15 protein-coding genes are annotated in these 17,364 nt (G+C 67.0%); 8 read left to right on the top strand and 7 right to left on the bottom strand.

All coding sequences use genetic code 11. The annotated features are described in order from the left end of the window. Positions 1 to 48: 48 nt before the first annotated feature. The 4 genes from FA702_RS00585 to FA702_RS00570 are packed head-to-tail and all read left to right on the top strand — an operon-like array spanning position 49 to position 3,113. Positions 49 to 1,440, top strand: a complete 1,392-nt coding sequence (locus FA702_RS00585) for an arylsulfotransferase family protein (RefSeq protein WP_136954577.1) — start codon at positions 49 to 51, stop codon at positions 1,438 to 1,440. Next, the gene (locus FA702_RS00580) at positions 1,437 to 1,700 is read left to right on the top strand and encodes a hypothetical protein (protein ID WP_210417570.1); all 264 of its coding nucleotides are present in this window, start codon (positions 1,437 to 1,439) and stop codon (positions 1,698 to 1,700) included. Before FA702_RS00585 ends, FA702_RS00580 begins: the two co-directional genes overlap by 4 nt. Further along, complete coding sequence (locus tag FA702_RS00575; protein ID WP_136954576.1) at positions 1,697 to 2,089, top strand: hypothetical protein; 393 nt, start codon at positions 1,697 to 1,699, stop codon at positions 2,087 to 2,089. The genes FA702_RS00580 and FA702_RS00575 overlap by 4 nt, the downstream gene beginning before the upstream one ends. Next, positions 2,040 to 3,113: a sulfotransferase gene (locus FA702_RS00570; protein WP_136954575.1), complete on the top strand. Its 1,074-nt coding sequence runs from the start codon at positions 2,040 to 2,042 to the stop codon at positions 3,111 to 3,113. Before FA702_RS00575 ends, FA702_RS00570 begins: the two co-directional genes overlap by 50 nt. A gap of 22 nt (positions 3,114 to 3,135) precedes the next feature. On the opposite strand, the gene alaS is transcribed toward FA702_RS00570, so the two are convergent. The 6 genes from alaS to smpB all read right to left on the bottom strand — a co-directional run bounded on the left by alaS (position 3,136) and on the right by smpB (position 11,579). Further along, positions 3,136 to 5,787 carry an alanine--tRNA ligase gene (alaS, locus tag FA702_RS00565; protein ID WP_136954574.1) on the bottom strand — a complete coding sequence of 884 codons (2,652 nt, stop codon included), beginning with the start codon at positions 5,785 to 5,787 and terminating at the stop codon, positions 3,136 to 3,138. A 68-nt stretch (positions 5,788 to 5,855) separates the two neighbouring features. After that, on the bottom strand, positions 5,856 to 6,674 hold the full coding sequence (locus FA702_RS00560) for a trans-aconitate 2-methyltransferase (protein ID WP_136954573.1): 819 nt from the start codon (positions 6,672 to 6,674) through the stop codon (positions 5,856 to 5,858). Positions 6,675 to 6,810: 136 nt separating this feature from the next. Then, positions 6,811 to 7,881: a recombinase RecA gene (gene recA / locus FA702_RS00555; protein WP_136954572.1), complete on the bottom strand. Its 1,071-nt coding sequence runs from the start codon at positions 7,879 to 7,881 to the stop codon at positions 6,811 to 6,813. Positions 7,882 to 8,025: 144 nt separating this feature from the next. After that, entirely contained in the window at positions 8,026 to 10,446 is a 2,421-nt protein-coding gene (locus FA702_RS00550) for a response regulator (RefSeq protein ID WP_136954571.1), read from the bottom strand. Next, entirely contained in the window at positions 10,443 to 11,003 is a 561-nt protein-coding gene (locus FA702_RS00545) for a DUF2062 domain-containing protein (RefSeq protein ID WP_136957179.1), read from the bottom strand. The genes FA702_RS00550 and FA702_RS00545 overlap by 4 nt, the downstream gene beginning before the upstream one ends. A gap of 93 nt (positions 11,004 to 11,096) precedes the next feature. Next, positions 11,097 to 11,579, bottom strand: a complete 483-nt coding sequence (smpB, locus tag FA702_RS00540) for an SsrA-binding protein SmpB (RefSeq protein WP_124808682.1) — start codon at positions 11,577 to 11,579, stop codon at positions 11,097 to 11,099. A gap of 182 nt (positions 11,580 to 11,761) precedes the next feature. Between smpB and FA702_RS00535 the strand changes: the two genes are divergently transcribed. Next, positions 11,762 to 12,898 (top strand): patatin-like phospholipase family protein, encoded by a 1,137-nt coding sequence (locus FA702_RS00535; RefSeq protein ID WP_136954570.1) that lies wholly within the window; start codon positions 11,762 to 11,764, stop codon positions 12,896 to 12,898. A gap of 49 nt (positions 12,899 to 12,947) precedes the next feature. Beyond that, entirely contained in the window at positions 12,948 to 13,730 is a 783-nt protein-coding gene (locus FA702_RS00530; protein WP_136954569.1) for a 3-hydroxybutyrate dehydrogenase, read from the top strand. A gap of 42 nt (positions 13,731 to 13,772) precedes the next feature. Here FA702_RS00530 and dapA read toward each other — a convergent pair whose 3' ends face one another. Further along, positions 13,773 to 14,654, bottom strand: a complete 882-nt coding sequence (gene dapA, locus FA702_RS00525; RefSeq protein ID WP_136954568.1) for a 4-hydroxy-tetrahydrodipicolinate synthase — start codon at positions 14,652 to 14,654, stop codon at positions 13,773 to 13,775. 119 nt (positions 14,655 to 14,773) lie between these two features. Between dapA and FA702_RS00520 the strand changes: the two genes are divergently transcribed. Further along, positions 14,774 to 16,774, top strand: coding sequence for a lytic transglycosylase domain-containing protein (locus FA702_RS00520; protein WP_255504650.1), 2,001 nt, complete (start codon positions 14,774 to 14,776; stop codon positions 16,772 to 16,774). Positions 16,775 to 16,851: 77 nt separating this feature from the next. After that, complete coding sequence (locus tag FA702_RS00515; protein ID WP_136954566.1) at positions 16,852 to 17,340, top strand: GreA/GreB family elongation factor; 489 nt, start codon at positions 16,852 to 16,854, stop codon at positions 17,338 to 17,340. Positions 17,341 to 17,364: the final 24 nt, after the last annotated feature.

Raw genomic sequence — 17,364 nt, 5'->3', positions numbered from 1 at the left:
CCGTCCTGTGGCAGGGGAAAATCATGGCCGATCAGGTTCGAGCCAGGGATGAGGGAGCCCGCGACGGCAGAAACGGCGCGCCCGTTCGCACGTCTGTGGGAACGCGTCTGCAACGCCCGGATACCGTTGTGGACCGTCGGCCTTCTGGGCCTTTGCGGGGTGATCGTGACCATCGCGTTCGGCGCGATCGTGGCGCAGGCCGATCGCCACGGCGGGCTTGGCAAGGCGGCGGTCCAGATCGCCGGCATCCCCAACACGCTGGCCGGCGTTTATCACGGGATGTTCCCCAACCGGCCGAAGCTCGTGCTCGATTACGTGCCCGAACCGGGCGGCCTGCACTATCCGGCCGGCCAGAGCTTTGTCGATCCGGGCTATGTCCTGCTTACGGAATTCAGCAATGCCCGCCAGCAGCGGGTCATCCGCCTGATGCGGCTGAGCGATGGCAAGGTGCTGCGCGAATACGCGCCTGACGTGCGCGCCATGCTGCAAGGGTCCACGTTCCGATCGGCCATCGTCGACCTGCAACGCGACAAGACCCAGCGGCTCTACTTTCCGATGCATCCCATGCTCACCAATGATGGCGGGCTGATCCTGCACGATACCTCGCCGCTCACGCGGATCGATGCCTGCGGGAAGCGGCAGTGGATGATCGACGGCATCTTCCACCACGCGGTCGAACGCGCGCCTGATGGCACGCTGTGGGCGGCCGACCGGCAACCCCGATCGCGCCGCCCCGGGCTTGGTCCGCTGTTCGGAGACGAGAATATCGTGCATCTCCGGGCGGACGGAACCGTCCTGCGGCGCGAAGCGATCATCGACATTCTCGATCGCAACGGCCTTGGCCATCTCTGGCGCAGCCGGCCCTACCAGGACGACCCGATCCACCTGAACGACGTGCAACCCGTACCGGGCGATGGCCCCTACTGGCACGCGGGCGATCTCCTGCTCAGCCTGCGCAATCTGTCGATGGTGGCGCTCTACCGGCCGGCGGAAGGGCGCATCGTATGGCATCGCGAAGTGCCGTGGCGGTTCCAGCACGATGTCGCCGTGATCGACGATCACCGCATCTCGGTGTTCGACAACAACTGGCGCTGGAACTGGCAGGCACCGGAAAAGGTCGAAACCGACGGGCATAACCGCGTTCTCGTCTATGACTTCGCGACCGATACCGTGCGCGATCCGCTGGGCGATGCCTTCCGCAAGCTGGACATCCGCACCCATGCGCAGGGCCGGGCCATGCCTCTGCCCGGCGGGGATTTCCTGATCGAGGAAACCGAACGCGGTCGCCTGTTCCGCATCGCGCCCGATGGCTCCGTCCGCTGGCGCTACGTATCCGCCGATCCCGACCAGCACCGGTATGAACTGCGCTGGAGCCGGTATCTCGATCCCATCGCCGACAAGGTCGGCATCCAAGCAGCGGTGAACGCCATATGCGAATGAACCTTCCGAGCATGGCCCATGGCCTGTCGATCGTTTCCCTTGCCGCCATCGCCCTGATGGCCACCACCGTTCCGGCGCAGGCCTATGTCGGACCGGGCCTGGGCCTTGGCGCGATTTCCACCGCGCTGGGCGTGGTGGGGGCCATCCTCCTCGGAATCGTGTCCTTCGTGTGGTATCCCGTCAAGCGTCTGGTCCGCGCGGCCCGGCGCAAACCGACCGCGCCGGCGCAAGCCGATCCGCAAGCGGAAGCGGAACTGTGATTCCCGCCGCGCTGGTCCTGTTCGCCGCGCTGCTGGCCTCGGTGCATCTGGCGCGCCGATGGACGCTGTTGCGCCATTTCGGTGATCTTGCGGCAATCGGCCGACGCTCGGTCCGCACGCTCGCCCGCAGCGGGGTTTCCGACTGGAGCAAGGAACGCGCGACGCGCATTCTCGCAATCCGGATGATGGGCAAATCGCTCGCGGCGGGCGGCCTCCTGCTGATGATCGCCCTGCCCATCGCGGCGGTGCTGGCGATCGGCCCCGTCGCGGGCATTCCGACGCAGGACGCGCTGTTCGATCCCACCGCCCGCCTGTCCATTCTTGCCGCAGGTATCGCTCTTGCCTTCCTCCGCTCCCGCGTCCGCCGCCTTGGCTTACGGCACGCTTGACCGCCTGCTCCACCGCATCGCGCTGGGCAGCGATGTGGTGCTGGAGATGAGCTTCGATCTGGAACGCGCCCGCCATGGCAAGGCGGCGGCGGCGCGGGAACTTGGCCCGCCGGTCTTCGTCACCGGCCTGGCCCGTGCCGGCACGACCATCCTGATGCGGCTGATCCACGCGGCCGACGATTTCGCCGCGCTCCGCTATCGCGATCTGCCCTTTCCGCTGGCCACGAACAGTTGGGCGCGGATAACCGCCCGCCTGAAACGCCATGTCGAAACGCGCGAACGCGGCCACGGCGATGGACTGGACCATGATCTCGACAGCCCCGAGGCGATCGAGGAAGTGTTCTGGAAGCTGCACGAGGGCAAGCACTATTGCCGCGCGGACGGGCTGGTCGCCCACCAGCCCGATGCCGAAACGCTGACCGCCTTCGCCGATTATCGCCGGCTCGTGTGCCTACGCTACGGCGCGCGGCGCTATCTCTCCAAGAACAACGCCAACGTGCTGCGGGTGGGAAGCCTGGCGCGGAACGTTCCCGGCGCGCGCGTCGTGCATCCCTTCCGCGATCCGCTGGCGCAGGCCCGTTCGCTCCACCGCCAGCATCGGCAAGCCTGCATGCTGGCAGCGGGCGATCCGTTTCGCGGCGCCTTCATGCGGTGGCTGGGCCACCACGAATTCGGCGCGCACCAGCGGCCGTTCCTGCTCCCCGCCGGATCAGGCCCCCAGGGCGATCCGGATACGCTGGCGTACTGGCTGGCGACGTGGATCGGCGTCCACACCCACCTGCTCGGCCAGCCCGAGGACGTGCGCGAAGCCCAGGTTTTCGTGGACTACGACCTGCTGGCCACCGGCGATCCCGAATTGCTGGACCGGCTTGGCAGGCGGCTCGATCTGGCCCGCCCGCTCTCGCCCGCCACCTTGCGCTCGCCGACGGCGCTGCCGCACCGGGACGCGAAATTGCCCGCTGACCTGATGGACGAGGCAAACCGGGTACACGCCGCGCTGCGGAAGCGCGCGGCGACCCTGTAAGGAGCCGCCGCCCGGCTTGTCGCTATCCGGCGATCACGGCCTTGACCGCCACGATGGCTTCGGCCGCCTTCGCGCCGTCCGGACCACCGCCCTGCGCCATGTCAGGACGGCCACCGCCGCCCTTGCCGCCCAGTGCTTCCACGCCCGCGCGCACCAGATCGACCGCGCTGACCTTGCCGGTCAGGTCATCGGTCACCGCCGCCGCGATCGAGGCGCGGCCATCGTTGACCGCGACGATCACCGCCACGCCCGATCCTAGCCGCTGCTTCGCCTGATCGAGCAACCCGCGCAGTTCCTTGGGGTCCAGCCCTTCGAGCACCTGGCCGGCGAACTTCACCCCGCCCACGTCCTCGTCGGCGGCTTCGGCCTTCGACCCGCCACCGCCACCCAGCGCGAGGGCCTTCTTGGCCTCGGCCAGTTCGCGTTCCAGCTTGCGCCGTTCGTCGAGCAGCGCCGCGACGCGGCCTTCGACTTCCTCGGGCGTGGTGCGCAGCAGGCCGGCAGCGTGCTTCAGCGCTTCCTCGCGGCCCACCAGCCACTGGCGTGCGCCTTCACCGGTCAGCGCCTCGATCCGGCGCACACCGGAACTGACCGCGCTTTCGGAGACGATGCGGAACACGCCGATATCACCCAGCGCGCGAACGTGCGTGCCACCGCACAGCTCCACCGAATAGGGATGCTCCGCGCCGGCGCTGCCCATGCTCAGCACGCGCACCTCGTCGCCATACTTTTCGCCGAACAGCGCCATGGCCCCGGCGGCGATCGCGTCGTCCGGCGTCATCAGGCGCGTGGTGACCGGTTCGTTGCCGCGAATCTCGGCGTTCACTTCGGCCTCGATCACCGCGATGTCCTCGGCGCTGAGCGCCGTCGGGTGCGAGAAATCGAAGCGCAGGCGGTCGGGCGCGACCAGCGAGCCCTTCTGCGTGACGTGCGCGCCCAGCCGGTGGCGCAACGCTGCGTGCAGCAGGTGCGTGGCAGAATGGTTGGCGCGCGTCGCATCGCGGCGCGCGGTATCGACCGCCAGCGCCACCGCATCGCCCACCTTGATCGTGCCGGCTTCGACCTTGCCCTGGTGCGCGTGCAGCCGGCCGAGCGGCTTGGACGTATCGCTCACCACGATTTTCAGGCCATCGGCCCCCGTGATCGCCCCGCTATCGCCAGTCTGGCCACCCGATTCGCCGTAGAACGGAGTCTGGTTGGTCAGGACGACCACCTCGTCACCCGCGCTCGCCGAAGGGACTTCCTTGCCGTCCTTCACCAGCGCGACGACCTGCCCCTCGCCGCTCGTCGCGGTGTAGCCGGTGAACTCGGTCGCGCCTTCGCGTTCGGCAATGTCGAACCACACTTCGCTGTCGGCGGTCTGGCCCGATCCCTTCCAAGCCGCGCGCGCCGCCGCCTTCTGCTGCGCCATCGCCGCATCGAAGCCGTCCTTGTCGACCACGATCCCGCGCGACCGCAAGGCGTCCTCGGTGAGGTCATAGGGAAAGCCGAACGTGTCGTAGAGGCGGAACGCCGTCTCGCCGGGCAGCTTGTCGCCCTCGCCCAGTTCCGTCGTTGCCTCGTCCAGCAGCTTCAGCCCGTTCGAGAGCGTGCGGCGGAACTGCACTTCCTCGCGCAGCAGGGTTTCCTCGATCAGCGGCTGTGCGCGGCCGAGTTCGGGATAGGCCTGGCCCATCTCCGTCACCAGCGCGCCGACGAGCCGGTGCATCAACGGCTCCTTCGCGCCCAGCAAGTGCGCGTGGCGCATGGCGCGGCGCATGATCCGGCGCAGCACATAGCCGCGCCCTTCGTTGGAGGGCAGCACGCCATCCGCCAGCAGGAAGCTGGTGGAACGCAGGTGATCGGCGATCACGCGGTGGCTGGCGCGCTGGTCGCCCTCCGCCTTAACCCCGGTCAGCCCTTCGGACGCCGCGATCAACGCGCGGAACGTGTCGGTATCATAGTTGTCGTGCTCGCCCTGCAGTACCGCCGCGACGCGCTCCAGTCCCATGCCGGTATCGATCGAGGGCTTGGGCAGGTTCCCGACGATTTCGCCGGCGGCCTGCTCGAACTGCATGAACACGAGATTCCAGATCTCGATGAAGCGGTCGCCGTCTTCCTCGGCCGATCCCGGAGGGCCGCCCCAGATGTGATCGCCGTGGTCGAAGAAGATTTCCGAGCACGGCCCGCACGGGCCATCATCGCCCATCGCCCAGAAATTGTCCTTGGTGGCGATGCGGATGATGCGATCCTCGGGCAGGCCGGCGATCTTCTTCCACAGCTCGAACGCCTCGTCATCGGTGTGATAGACCGTGGCGAGCAGCTTGTCCTTGGGCAGTCCCCATTCGCGCGTCAGCAGCGTCCAGGCGTGGGTGATCGCCTGTTCCTTGAAGTAGTCCCCGAACGAGAAGTTGCCGAGCATCTCGAAGAACGTGTGGTGGCGCGCGGTATAGCCCACGTTGTCGAGGTCGTTGTGCTTGCCACCGGCACGCACGCACTTTTGCGAGGACGTGGCGCGCGGCACGGCGCGCGTTTCCAGCCCCGTGAACACGTTCTTGAACGGGACCATGCCCGCGTTCGTGAACATCAGGGTCGGGTCATTGTAGGGCACCAGCGGCGCGCTGTGCACCACCTCGTGCCCGTGCGAGCCGAAGTATTCGAGGAAGGACCGGCGGATTTCGTTCGTCGACGTCATGAGCCGCCGATTAAGCGAGCGTTCGGCCCGGAACAAGCACGTTTCGCCGATCAATGTGATCGCACATGCTATTCGGCCGTCGCGCGCATCAGCCAGACCGCCGCCGGGAACGACACGACGTCGCCCGAACGGTGGCTTTCGAGCAGATTTGCCAGCCGTTCTAGGAAGGCCGGCCGCTCCGCTTCGGACATCACGCGAATCGCCCGCGCCGCGGGGCCGATCCGGCCGAAGAAGGCCAGCGCTTCGGCCACGGCGTCAGGCCCGGCTCCTGCGATGTAGTCGAAATCGACCGGAGTGAACGTCACGTCCCGCCACCCACTCAGGCAGGTGCGCACATGATCGGGATCGGCGAAGGCGAACGGCCCCGGCGCGAAGGGATCAGCGGGCGCGGAGGCAGCGGATTCCGGCAGCAGGGACGCGATCCCGCTTGCCCAGCGATTCTCGCGCGGGGTGCGGAAGCAGGAGAAGACGATTCGCGCACCCGGCGCTGCGATGGCGGCAAGGTGCGCGAATGCGGCCGGCGGTTGGGGGAAGAACATTACGCCGTGGCGCGAGACATAGAGGTCCGGCACCTCCTCCGGCCGCCAGGTCGAGGCGTCGGCCACGGCGAAACGGACGTTGTCCAATCCGGCAGCCCGCGCGGACGCGGCCGCCACCAGGTCCGCCGAAACGTCGACACCGGTCACCATTGCATCGGGACGGGCTCGCGCGAGCGCGAGCGAGAGTTCGCCGGCGCCGCAGCCGATATCGACGATGCGCCGCCCCGGTTCCTGACCAATTGCTTCCAGCAGATGCGGCGTCATCCGGGAAAAGCTGCGGTCCGTCCGGGCGTGCTCGTCCGCCCAGCTCCGGCCCACGCCGCCCTGCCATTCGCCGATGTCCGTCATGTCCGTTCGCCTTCTTCCCGATCATCCCCGACGCCAAGAAACCGGCACCGCTCCTGCCGGGGAGCGTGCCGGTTCTTTGGTCTGGCTGGACGGACGCGAGCGAGAGGAAGATGCCCGCGCCCGTCAGCCTGAAGGATCAGATGTCGTCGTCCGCGTCCGGCCCCGCCATCAGTCCTTCGGCAACCTGTTCGGTGCGGCCGCGAATGGCGGCTTCCAGACGGTCGCAAACTTCCTTGTTCTCGCGCAGGTAGTTCTTCGCGTTCTCACGCCCCTGGCCAATTCGGATCGAATCGTAGCTGAACCACGCGCCCGACTTCTCGACCAGGCCGGCCTTGACCCCGAGATCGAGAATCTCGCCGATCTTGGAGATGCCCTCGCCATACATGATGTCGAACTCGACCTGCTTGAACGGCGGCGCCACCTTGTTCTTGACGACCTTGACGCGCGTGGAGTTGCCGACGATCTCGTCACGGTCCTTGATCTGCCCGGTGCGGCGGATGTCGAGACGGACCGAGGCATAGAACTTGAGCGCGTTGCCACCGGTCGTGGTCTCGGGATTGCCGTACATCACGCCAATCTTCATGCGCAGCTGGTTGATGAAGATCACCATGCAGCGCGAACGGCTGATCGAACCGGTCAGCTTGCGCAGGCTCTGCGACATCAGGCGCGCCTGGAGGCCGACGTGGCTGTCGCCCATCTCGCCCTCGATTTCGGCGCGCGGAACAAGCGCGGCGACCGAGTCCACCACCAGCACGTCGATCGCGTTGGAACGGACCAGCGTGTCGGTGATTTCCAGCGCCTGTTCGCCGGTATCGGGCTGCGAGACGATCAATTCGTCGATGTTGACGCCCAGCTTCTTGGCATAGACCGGATCGAGCGCGTGTTCGGCGTCGACGAACGCGGCGGTGCCGCCGTTCTTCTGCGCTTCGGCGATGACGTGCAGCGCCAGCGTGGTCTTGCCCGAGCTTTCCGGCCCATAGACTTCGATCACGCGACCGCGCGGCAGGCCGCCCACCCCAAGCGCGATGTCCAGCCCGAGCGACCCGGTGGAAATCGCTTCCACCTGCATGGCCTCCTTCGAGCCGAGCTTCATCACCGAGCCCTTGCCGAATGCCCGGTCGATCTGGGCGAGCGCCGCATCAAGCGCCTTCTGACGATCCATTTCCTTGTCTTTGCCTTCCTGAATGAGCTTGAGCTGCGCCGCCATGGCTTCTCGTCCCTTGCTAGAGATGGCTGACCTGAACCGTCAACGGGGACTATGTACCTACTTTGTTCCTTTAGAACAAGATGGGAACAGGAATTTTTTCCGGTACCCGCGAAGAATCATGCATCATATTGAATGGTAACGATCTTATTCGCCGCGCAAAACCTTCTCCACCGCCGCGACGATCTGCGCCACCGAGAACGGCTTGGCGATGAAGTGCATGTTGGGGATGTCGATATCGCGCCGCAACTGCTCCTCGGCATAGCCCGACATGAACAGCACCGGCAGATCGGGCTTCAACCGGCGAATCTCCCGCGCCATGGCGGGACCGTCCATCGAGGGCATCACCACGTCGCTGACCACGAGATCGAACGGCCCGCTGCGGCCGATCGCTTCCAGCCCCTCCTCGCCATCGGCGGCGGTGGTCACTTCGTAGCCCTGCCGCACCAGCGCGCGTTCGGCCACGGCGCGGACGGTATCCTCGTCCTCGACCAGCAGCACGCGCCCACCGCCGCTCCATTCGCGCCGGACATCAGCCTTCGGCTTCGGGCCTTCCAGGCTGGCTGCCGGATCGGGGGCATGAACCGGCAGGTAGATCGAAAACCGCGTGCCTCGGCCTACCTCGCTTTCCGCGAAGATGAACCCGCCCGATTGCTTGACGATGCCATAGACCGTCGAAAGCCCGAGCCCGGTGCCCTTGCCCTTTTCCTTGGTGGTGAAGAACGGCTCGAAGATCTTGCCGAGCAGCGCCGGCTTGATGCCGTGACCGTTGTCCTCGACGATCAGCGCCGTGTAATCGCCGATCGGCAGGATATCGCTTTTCATGCCGCGCACGTCGGCCGCGGTGATGCGCCGCGTCATCAGCCGCAGCACCCCGCCGCTCTTGTTGTCGGCCATGGCATCGCGCGCGTTTACCGCCAGGTTGAGCAGCACCTGCTCCAGTTGCACCGGATCGGCGCGCACGAAGCCAAGGTCGCGGTCGTGCGTCACTTCGAGCTGGATCTTGCCGCCCAGCAACCGCTTGAGCAGGGTCGAAACCTCGGCCACCACGTCGGGTAGTTGCAGCACTTCGGGCCGCAGCGTCTGCTGGCGCGAGAAGGCGAGCAGCTGGCGCGTCAGCGATGCCGCGCGGTTGGAATTGGCCTTGATCTGCTGGATATCGTCGTAATCGCTGTCGCCCGGCGTGTGGCGCATCAGCATGAGATCGCAATAGCCGATGATCGCGGTAAGCACGTTGTTGAAATCGTGCGCCACGCCGCCGGCAAGCTGGCCCACCGCCTGCATCTTGGTGGCCTGCGCGATCTCGCGCTTGAGGCGGGTTTCCTCGCTCGAATCCTTGAGGCTGAGCAGCACCGCGCCATCGCCCAGCCCGCGCACGCCGGCAAGGCTTAGCGAAACCGGCTCCTCGGGCGAGGACCGCAGGCGCACCGCCACGTCGCCCGCCGTCGGCGCCCCTTGCGCGTAACGGCGTACGGCATCGGCCAGCGCGCCCTTGTCCTCGCGGATGACGAGGTCCGAAGGATAGGGCGGTGGCATCGTATCTTCGTGGCCCGCCGCGCGCAGGAAGGCCCGGTTGGCGAACAGGAAGCGTCCGTCGCGGTCGGTCATGGCCAGGCCCAGCGGCAGCCGCGCGAGCAGCGCCTCAATCTGCGGCAAGCCGGTGCGCGCATCGCCCACCCCGCCCTGGTTGTCGAGCAGGATGAACAGCGAGGCGGTGTGCGAGGGATCGGCATCGATGCCGCCGTCAGGGTCTGCCACCGGCATGTGGATGAAGCGCACCGGAATGCCCTTGGCGCCTTCGCGCGCGTAGTAGATGCGCTCCTGCTCGTCGGAGCGGAACCAGGCCACGAACTCGGTCCCGGCCACCGCGCCGTTCTCTTCCCCGCTAGCGCGGCTGGCGAACGCGGTATTCCCAGCCAGGATGCGCCCGTCCGGCGCCACGACCGCGGCCTGGATGCTTTCGCGGGCCAGCGCGCGGCCCACCTTGCCGCCGATATGCTCCACCATTTCCGCCACCAGATCGCGCTGGTTCACGGGCGTGAACCGCCAGACGAGATAATCCTCGCCCCGCCCCGCGCGGGCGACTTCGCCGCTCCAGCGGCCGGTCGCGGTTTCGATCAGGTCCAGCGTCGCGCGCCCGTCGCGCCAGGCGGTGCGGGCGGCGGCGTCGAGCGCTTCGGCCTGCGGCTTCGACACCGGCAGGCGCGGCGGCGCGGCGCCAAGGCCGAACCATTCGCTGAAGCGCAGGCTGGCGCAGGCCAGCCGGCCGGCGCGATCGGTGATGGCGATGCCCATGTCCGGCCGCTCGATCGCGGCGTGAGTCACCGACCAGTCGGGGGCGGCGAAATCGGGAGTGGCGACCTGCGGGCGCAGGCGCAGGGCCAGCCGAAGCGCCCCGCCCAGCAGCAGCGCGCCACCGGCAAAGGCCACGGCGACCACCGGCTCGCCCGAAACCGCCCACAGCAGCACGGCGGTCGCCAGCAGCGCCCCGCCCAGCAACAGCCATTCGCGCCAAGGCGCCGTGGCGTCCTGCGCCACAGGTCCAAGCGCGAGCGGCGCTTCGTTCATTCGGCGTGATCCCGCGCGGCGGCGCGCATCAGGCGTGAGCGGCGCTTGTGACCGGTCCACCAGCGCCAGCCCAGCGCCGAGAGGACATAGCCGACGACGGCGGCGAGCAGCGAAATCAGGAACAGGCCGATCAACAGCGACGGCGCCGCGTCGCTGCCCAGCCAGGCGAGCCATTCGCCGGCGCCGGCGCCGCGCGTGACCAGTTCACGCACCGTCAGGAAATCGGCGTGATAGCCGAAGCTGTTGCCCACCCAGATCGCGCCCGGCAGGAACACGAACAGCGTGGTCGGCGGAATCGAGATGAACGTCATCAGCGCGGCCAGAGGAATATTGCCGCGGAACGGCACGCACATCAGCGCCGCCCCCACGATCTGCACGCCGGGAATCAGCGCGAAGATGCCGATGAACAAGCCCGCCGCCACGCCGCGCGGCACCGATCGCCGGGTGAACCGCCACAGTTCATGACGCGCGGCGAGCGGACGGGCAAAGCGGTTCTGCTCCATCTGTTCGCGCGTCGGCATGTTGGCCTGCGCCCATTTCACGATCCTGTCGAACATCGCGTCCTGCGTTCCACCCGTTTCCCGCCAGCCCGCCATCGGGGCGATTTTTGCCGCTCTAGCGCCGTCCCGCTTTCAAACCGGTGAAGCGCGTCACCCGTGCTCCTTCATGATCCGCGCCTTTTCGCGCTTCCAGTCGCGTTCCTTGATCGTGGTCCGCTTGTCCGCCGCATTCTTGCCCTTGGCCAGCGCCAGTTCCACCTTCGCCCGGCCCCGGCCGTTGAAATAGACCGACAGCGGCACCAGCGTCATGCCCTTGCGCTCCACCGCGCCGTGGAACTTGGAAATCTCGCGCTCCTTCAGCAACAGCTTGCGCGGGCGCTTGGGCTCGTGGTTGAAACGGTTGCCATGGCTGAACTCGGGCACGTTGGAATTGATCAGCCACACCTCACCGCCTTTGACCTCGGCATAGCTTTCGGCGATCGATCCCTCGCCGAAGCGCAGCGATTTCACTTCCGTTCCGGTCAGCACGATTCCCGCCTCGTATACGTCCTCGATATGGTAATCGAAGCGCGCGCGGCGGTTCTCTGCGACGATCTTCTTCTTGTCGAAAGCAACGGGAGTCGGACGGGCCATGGTATCGAGCATGTAGGTGCGCGGCGGCCGAATTGGAACCCCGCAAGCAAATAGCGACCGCTCCCGCCCGAAACGGTGCGAAACAAGGTCGCAGGCACGGGAACCGCTCTTGCACTTCCTTCGTTGCAGTGCACAAACCGGGCTGGAATTTCCTCTGCGGGGATTCGCAAACGGAGCAGCGCATGGCCAGATCGAAGGTCCGGCAATCTGAAGACCGAAATCAGGCGGATGACCGGGAACGAGTCGTTCTCGTCCTGCAGGGCGGCGGCGCGCTCGGCTCCTACCAGGCCGGCGTGTTCGAGGCCCTGGCCGAAGCCGGACACGAGCCGGACTGGATCGCCGGCATTTCGATCGGTGCGGTCAACGCGGCGCTCATAGCGGGCAACCCGCCCGAACGGCGCGCGCGGCGGCTGCGTGAATTCTGGGAACAGGCGTCCTCGCGCGTCCCCTTCCCGTCGCCTTTCGCGGAAGGCTGGGGGCGGCGCGTGTTCAACGAGGCGGCGGCGGCAACCGTCGCGCTTACTGGCATTCCCGGCTTCTTCACCCCGCGCCTGACCCCGCCGTGGCTGGCGCTGCCGGGATCGCCCGAAGCGATCAGCCTCTACGATACCGGGCCGTTGCGGCAGACCCTGCTCGATCTCGTCGATTTCGACCTTCTCAACGACGGCCCGACCCGGTTCAGCGTAGGTGCGGTCAACGTGCTGACCGGCAACTTCGCCTATTTCGACAACCGCGACCGGCTGATCGAGCCCGAACACATCATGGCCAGCGGCGCGCTGCCGCCGGGGTTCCCGCCGGTGATGATTGACGGCGAACCGTACTGGGACGGCGGCATCGTTTCCAACACGCCGCTGCAATACGTGCTCGACGAACGAAACGGGCGTCCGCTGCTGGTCTTCCAGGTCGACCTGTTCAGCGCGCGCGGGCTGATGCCGCGCACGCTGGCGGAAGCCGCGCAGCGCGAGAAGGACATCCGCTATTCCAGCCGCACCCGGCTCAACACTGACATGCAGAAGCGGATCGAGGCGCTCGAAGCCGCCGCCGCGCGGCTGTCGGACAAGCTGCCGGAGGACTTGCGTAACGATCCCGACGTGGCGCTGCTGCGCGCCAATTCGTGCGACAGCCCCGTCACCATCCTGCATCTCATCAACCGGGGCGAGGATTACGAAACGCAGAGCAAGGACTACGAATTTTCGCGCATGACGATGGAAGGCCACTGGCAGGCGGGCATGCACGACGTGCGCCGTTCCTTCGCCAGCCCGCGCTGGAAGAAGCGGCACCCGCCCGCCCGGGGCATCGCCACGCTCGATCTCGCCTGAATCTCAGAATCTTTTCGGGGACCGCCCCTAAAGCAACCGGAGCAAGTAAATGGAACTCAAGGACAAGGTCTGCATCGTCACCGGCGCGGCCAGCGGCATCGGCCTCGCCATCGCGAAGCGCTATGCCGCGGCGGGCGGCAAGATCGCGATCGCCGACCTCAAGATCGAGGCGGCGCAGACGGCGGCGGACGGCATCAACGCCGACCACCCGGGTCAGGCGATGGCAGTGGCGATGGACGTGACGCAGGAAGACCAGGTCAATGCCGGCGTGCAGCAGGTGGTCGATGCCTGGGGCACCGTGGACGTGCTGGTGTCCAACGCGGGTATCCAGATCGTCAACCCGGTCGAACAATTCGCCTTTTCGGACTGGAAGAAGATGCTGGCGATCCACCTCGACGGTGCGTTCCTCACCTCGAAGGCGGTGCTGCCGCACATGTACAAACAGGGTTCGGGCACGGTGCTGTTCATGGGCTCGGTCCACTCCAAGGAAGCCTCGCCGCTCAAGTCCGCCTATGTCACCGCCAAGCACGGCCTGCTCGGCCTGTCGCGCGTGATCGCCAAGGAAGGTGGGCCTAAGGGCGTGCGCACCAACGTGATCTGCCCCGGCTTCGTGCGCACGCCGCTGGTCGACAAGCAGATCCCCGAACAGGCCAAGGAACTGGGCATTTCCGAAGAGGACGTCATCAAGAAGGTCATGCTCGGCCAGACCGTGGACGGCGAATTCACCACGGTCGACGACATCGCCGAAGTCGCGCTGTTCCTGGCCGCTTTCCCCACCAACGCGCTTACCGGGCAATCGCTGGTGGCCAGCCACGGCTGGTACATGAACTGACCGGCCACGCGCCCTCTCCCATGATGGGAGAGGGCGTCGCGCTTATACCAGCCCCGCGTGCGCCAGCGCCGCATCTACCGCCTTGCGCGCGGCATCGCTGCACGGCACCAGCGGCAGGCGCATGTCCTCGGTCAGCCAGTCGTGCACGCGGGTCAGCGCGTACTTGAGCGGCCCGGGCGAAGCGTCCTCGAACATCGCGTAGTGCAACGGATAGAGCCGGTCGTTCAGCTCGCGCGCCTTGGCGATGTCGTTGTCGGCGCAGGCCTGCTGGAACTCGGCGCAGAGCTTGGGCGCGACGTTGGCGGTGACCGAGATGCAGCCCACCGCGCCCGCGGCGTTAGCCGGCAGCGCCAGTTCATCGTCGCCCGAAAGCTGGCAGAAATGCTTGCCGATGCCCATCCGGTGATCGGTGACGCGCGAAAGATCGCCGCTGGCATCCTTGATGCCCACGATCTTGTCCGGATAGCGCTTGGCCAGTTCGCACACGGTTTCCGGCAGGATGTCGGTCACCGTGCGGCCGGGCACGTTGTAGAGGATGATCGGCAGTTCGTTGTGTTCGGCCAGATAGCTGAAATGCGCGATCAGCCCGGCCTGGCTCGGCCGGTTGTAATACGGTGCGACGCAAAGCGCCGCCGCCGCGCCGCTCTTGCGCGAGAACGTCATGTGCAGCAGCGCGTTCATCGTATCGTTGCTGCCGCAGCCCGCGATCACCGGAACGCGGCCCGCCGCCTGCTCCACGCAGACTTCGATCACGCGATGGTGTTCCGCGTTCGACAGCGTGGAGGCTTCGCCGGTGGTGCCACAGGGAACGAGCGCTTTCGAGCCATTCTCGATCTGCCAGTCGACAAGGCGGCGAAACGCCTTCTCGTCAAACACTCCGTCGCGAAAAGGAGTCACCAGAGCCGGAATGGAGCCGGAAAACATGGACTTTGTTCCTCATTTTGCCGCAAGAACGGCGGTGATCGGCCCGTTGTGGTTGGTTTTGACCGACGAACCGGGCATGTTCAGCGCCTGATAAGGAGCCGTTCCATAGGATGTCCAGCATGGACGTGAAAACCGTGCTTCGCAAATTCGCCTGTTCCGCGCTGGTCCTGCCGGGCCTCGCCGCATCCGTCGCCTGCCACGCGAGCGACAATGACGGCAGCGCCTGGGACCAGGCACGCGCGCAGCTGTCCGCCTCGCAACAGGGGCCGATGTCGTTCGCCGTCGAACGCTGGAAGCTGCTGACCTCGTCGAACCGCTTCGCCTTCAACGATTATGCGGGCTTCGTGCTGTCCTACCCCGGCTTTCCGGACGAGGAGAAGCTGCGCCGCTATGCCGAAAGCGCGCTGGACCGGGATTTCGCCGATCCCGCGCGGCTGGTGGCGTTCTTCGACCGGGAACCTCCGCTGACCAACCCCGGCCGCGCGCAATATGCGCTGGCGCTGCAAGCGCTGGGCCGGCCCGAAGCCGCGCAAATGGCCAGGGCGGCCTGGCGCGGCGGGGCGATGAGCGATTCGGCCGAATCCTCGCTACTGGCGGGTTGGGGCAACACCTTCACCCAGGACGATCATGACGCGCGCATGGACGCGCTGCTGTGGGCCGGCGCGGCGGGCCAGGCGGCGCGCGAACTCGCCTGGGTTTCGCCCGCGCGCCGTCCGATCGACGCGGCACGCCTTGCCGCGCTGCAGGGAACCGATCCCTATGCAGCGGCGGCCGGCATCAGCGGGCAAGTGCTGAACAGCGATCCGGGCTTCGTCTATCAGCGCGTGCGCCAGTTGCGGAAGAACGGCGATGGCGCTTCGGCGCGTGCCCTGCTGGCCAGCCGCCCGCCGCTCGCGCGCAAGCCGCTGGATCGCGCCAAGTGGGTCGACGAATTGCTGATCAACGCGCGCGGCGCGGCTTCGGCCGGCGATACCCGCAGCACCGTGCGAATCGCGGCCGGCATCGACGATGCGTTCGATCAGGGCGAAGACGTCAGCCAGATGCCCTATGACCTGCGCGACGATTATACCTCGCTGATGTGGCTCGGCGGCACGCAGGCGCTGTGGAACCTGGGGGCGGGCAGCGACGCGGCCCCTCTGTTTTACCGCTATGGCGCCGCCGCGCGCACGCCGGGCACGCGATCCAAGGGCTTCTACTGGGCCGGGCTCGCCTCGGCACAGGCGGGGCGCGGGGCCGACGCGCAACGCTATTTCGCCATGGCCGCGCAATATGCCGACCAGTTCTACGGCCTGCTCGCGCTGGAACGGCTGGGCAAGCCGGTGCCGCGCTTTGCCGTGGATTCGACGGCGCAACCGACTCCGGACGAGCGCGCCCGCTTCCAGAACGCGCCGATCACGCAGGCCGTGCGCGAAGTCGCCCGCAATGCCGACTGGCGGACCACGGTGCGCTTCTTCAAGGAAATCGCCGAACAGCAGCAGAGCGAAGGGCAGCACATGCTGGTGGCCGACCTTGCCCGATCGCTGGGCCGGCGCGATCTGGGCGTGATCGTGGGGCAAGCCGCCGGCGCGCGCGGCTACCTGGATTTCCAGCACATCGCCTTCCCGCTGATTCCCGTGCCCGACAACAGCCGCGATACCTGGACGATGGTCCACGCCATCACCCGGCAGGAAAGCCAGTTCGCGCAGAATGCGATCAGCCACGCCGGCGCGCGCGGGCTGATGCAGCTGATGCCCGGCACCGCCAACGAACAGGCCGGCAAGCTGGGCCTTTCGTTCAGTTCGCAGGCGCTGATCGACGATGCCGGTTTCAACATCCAGCTCGGCTCGGCCTATTTCCAGCGCCTGATGAGCTACTACAACGGCAGCTATCCACTGGCCGTCGCCGCCTACAACGCGGGCGCGGGCAACGTGAACAAATGGCTGCGCGCCAACGGCGATCCGCGCACCGGCGGCATCGCCTGGATGGACTGGCTGGAACGCATCCCAATTTCGGAAACGCGCAACTATGTGCAGCGCGTGCTCGAAAACGCGGTGGTCTACGAGGCAATGAACCCCGACAAGGCAAGCTACACCGGCGCCAACCCGATGAGCCACTTCCTCGGCAAACCGTCTCCCGGCTGATTTGGGTTCGCGCGCAGACGCGGTTGCGTGAACCAAATCCTCTTTCCAGACACGGCGCTTGGGCTAATACCGCACCGATGAAACCAGACGGCAATCCCATAACCCCCGCCGGCCTCGCCGCCCTGCGCGCGCGGTACGATCATCTGCTCGGCACCGAACGCCCGCAGATCGTCGAGGTGGTGAGCTGGGCCGCCGGCAACGGGGACCGGTCCGAGAACGGGGACTACCTCTACGGCCGCAAGCGGATGCGCGAGATCGATCGTGAACTGGCGTGGCTGGCGCGGCGGATGAAGGCTTCGCGCGTGGTCGATCCCGCCAGGCAGGAGGACCGTTCGCGCGTGCTGTTCGGCGCCACGACCGAGATTGCGGACGAGGACGACAACCGCAAGGTGCTGACGCTGGTGGGCGATGACGAGCAGGACGCGAGCGCCGGCCGGATCGGCTGGAGCGCTCCGATCGCCCGTGCCCTGCGCGGCGCACGGGTTGGCGATCTGCGCGTGGTGCGTCTGCCCGGCGGCGAGAAGGAGTGGGAAATCGTCTCCATCTCCTACCCTGATCCCGCCTGACCCCTTGGAATGTGCCGCGCTTTG

The organism is Novosphingobium sp. EMRT-2 (assembly GCF_005145025.1).
Lineage (GTDB): Bacteria > Pseudomonadota > Alphaproteobacteria > Sphingomonadales > Sphingomonadaceae > Novosphingobium.
Note: the sequence above shows the minus strand (reverse complement) of the source record. Positions and strands in the feature narration are given on the sequence as shown.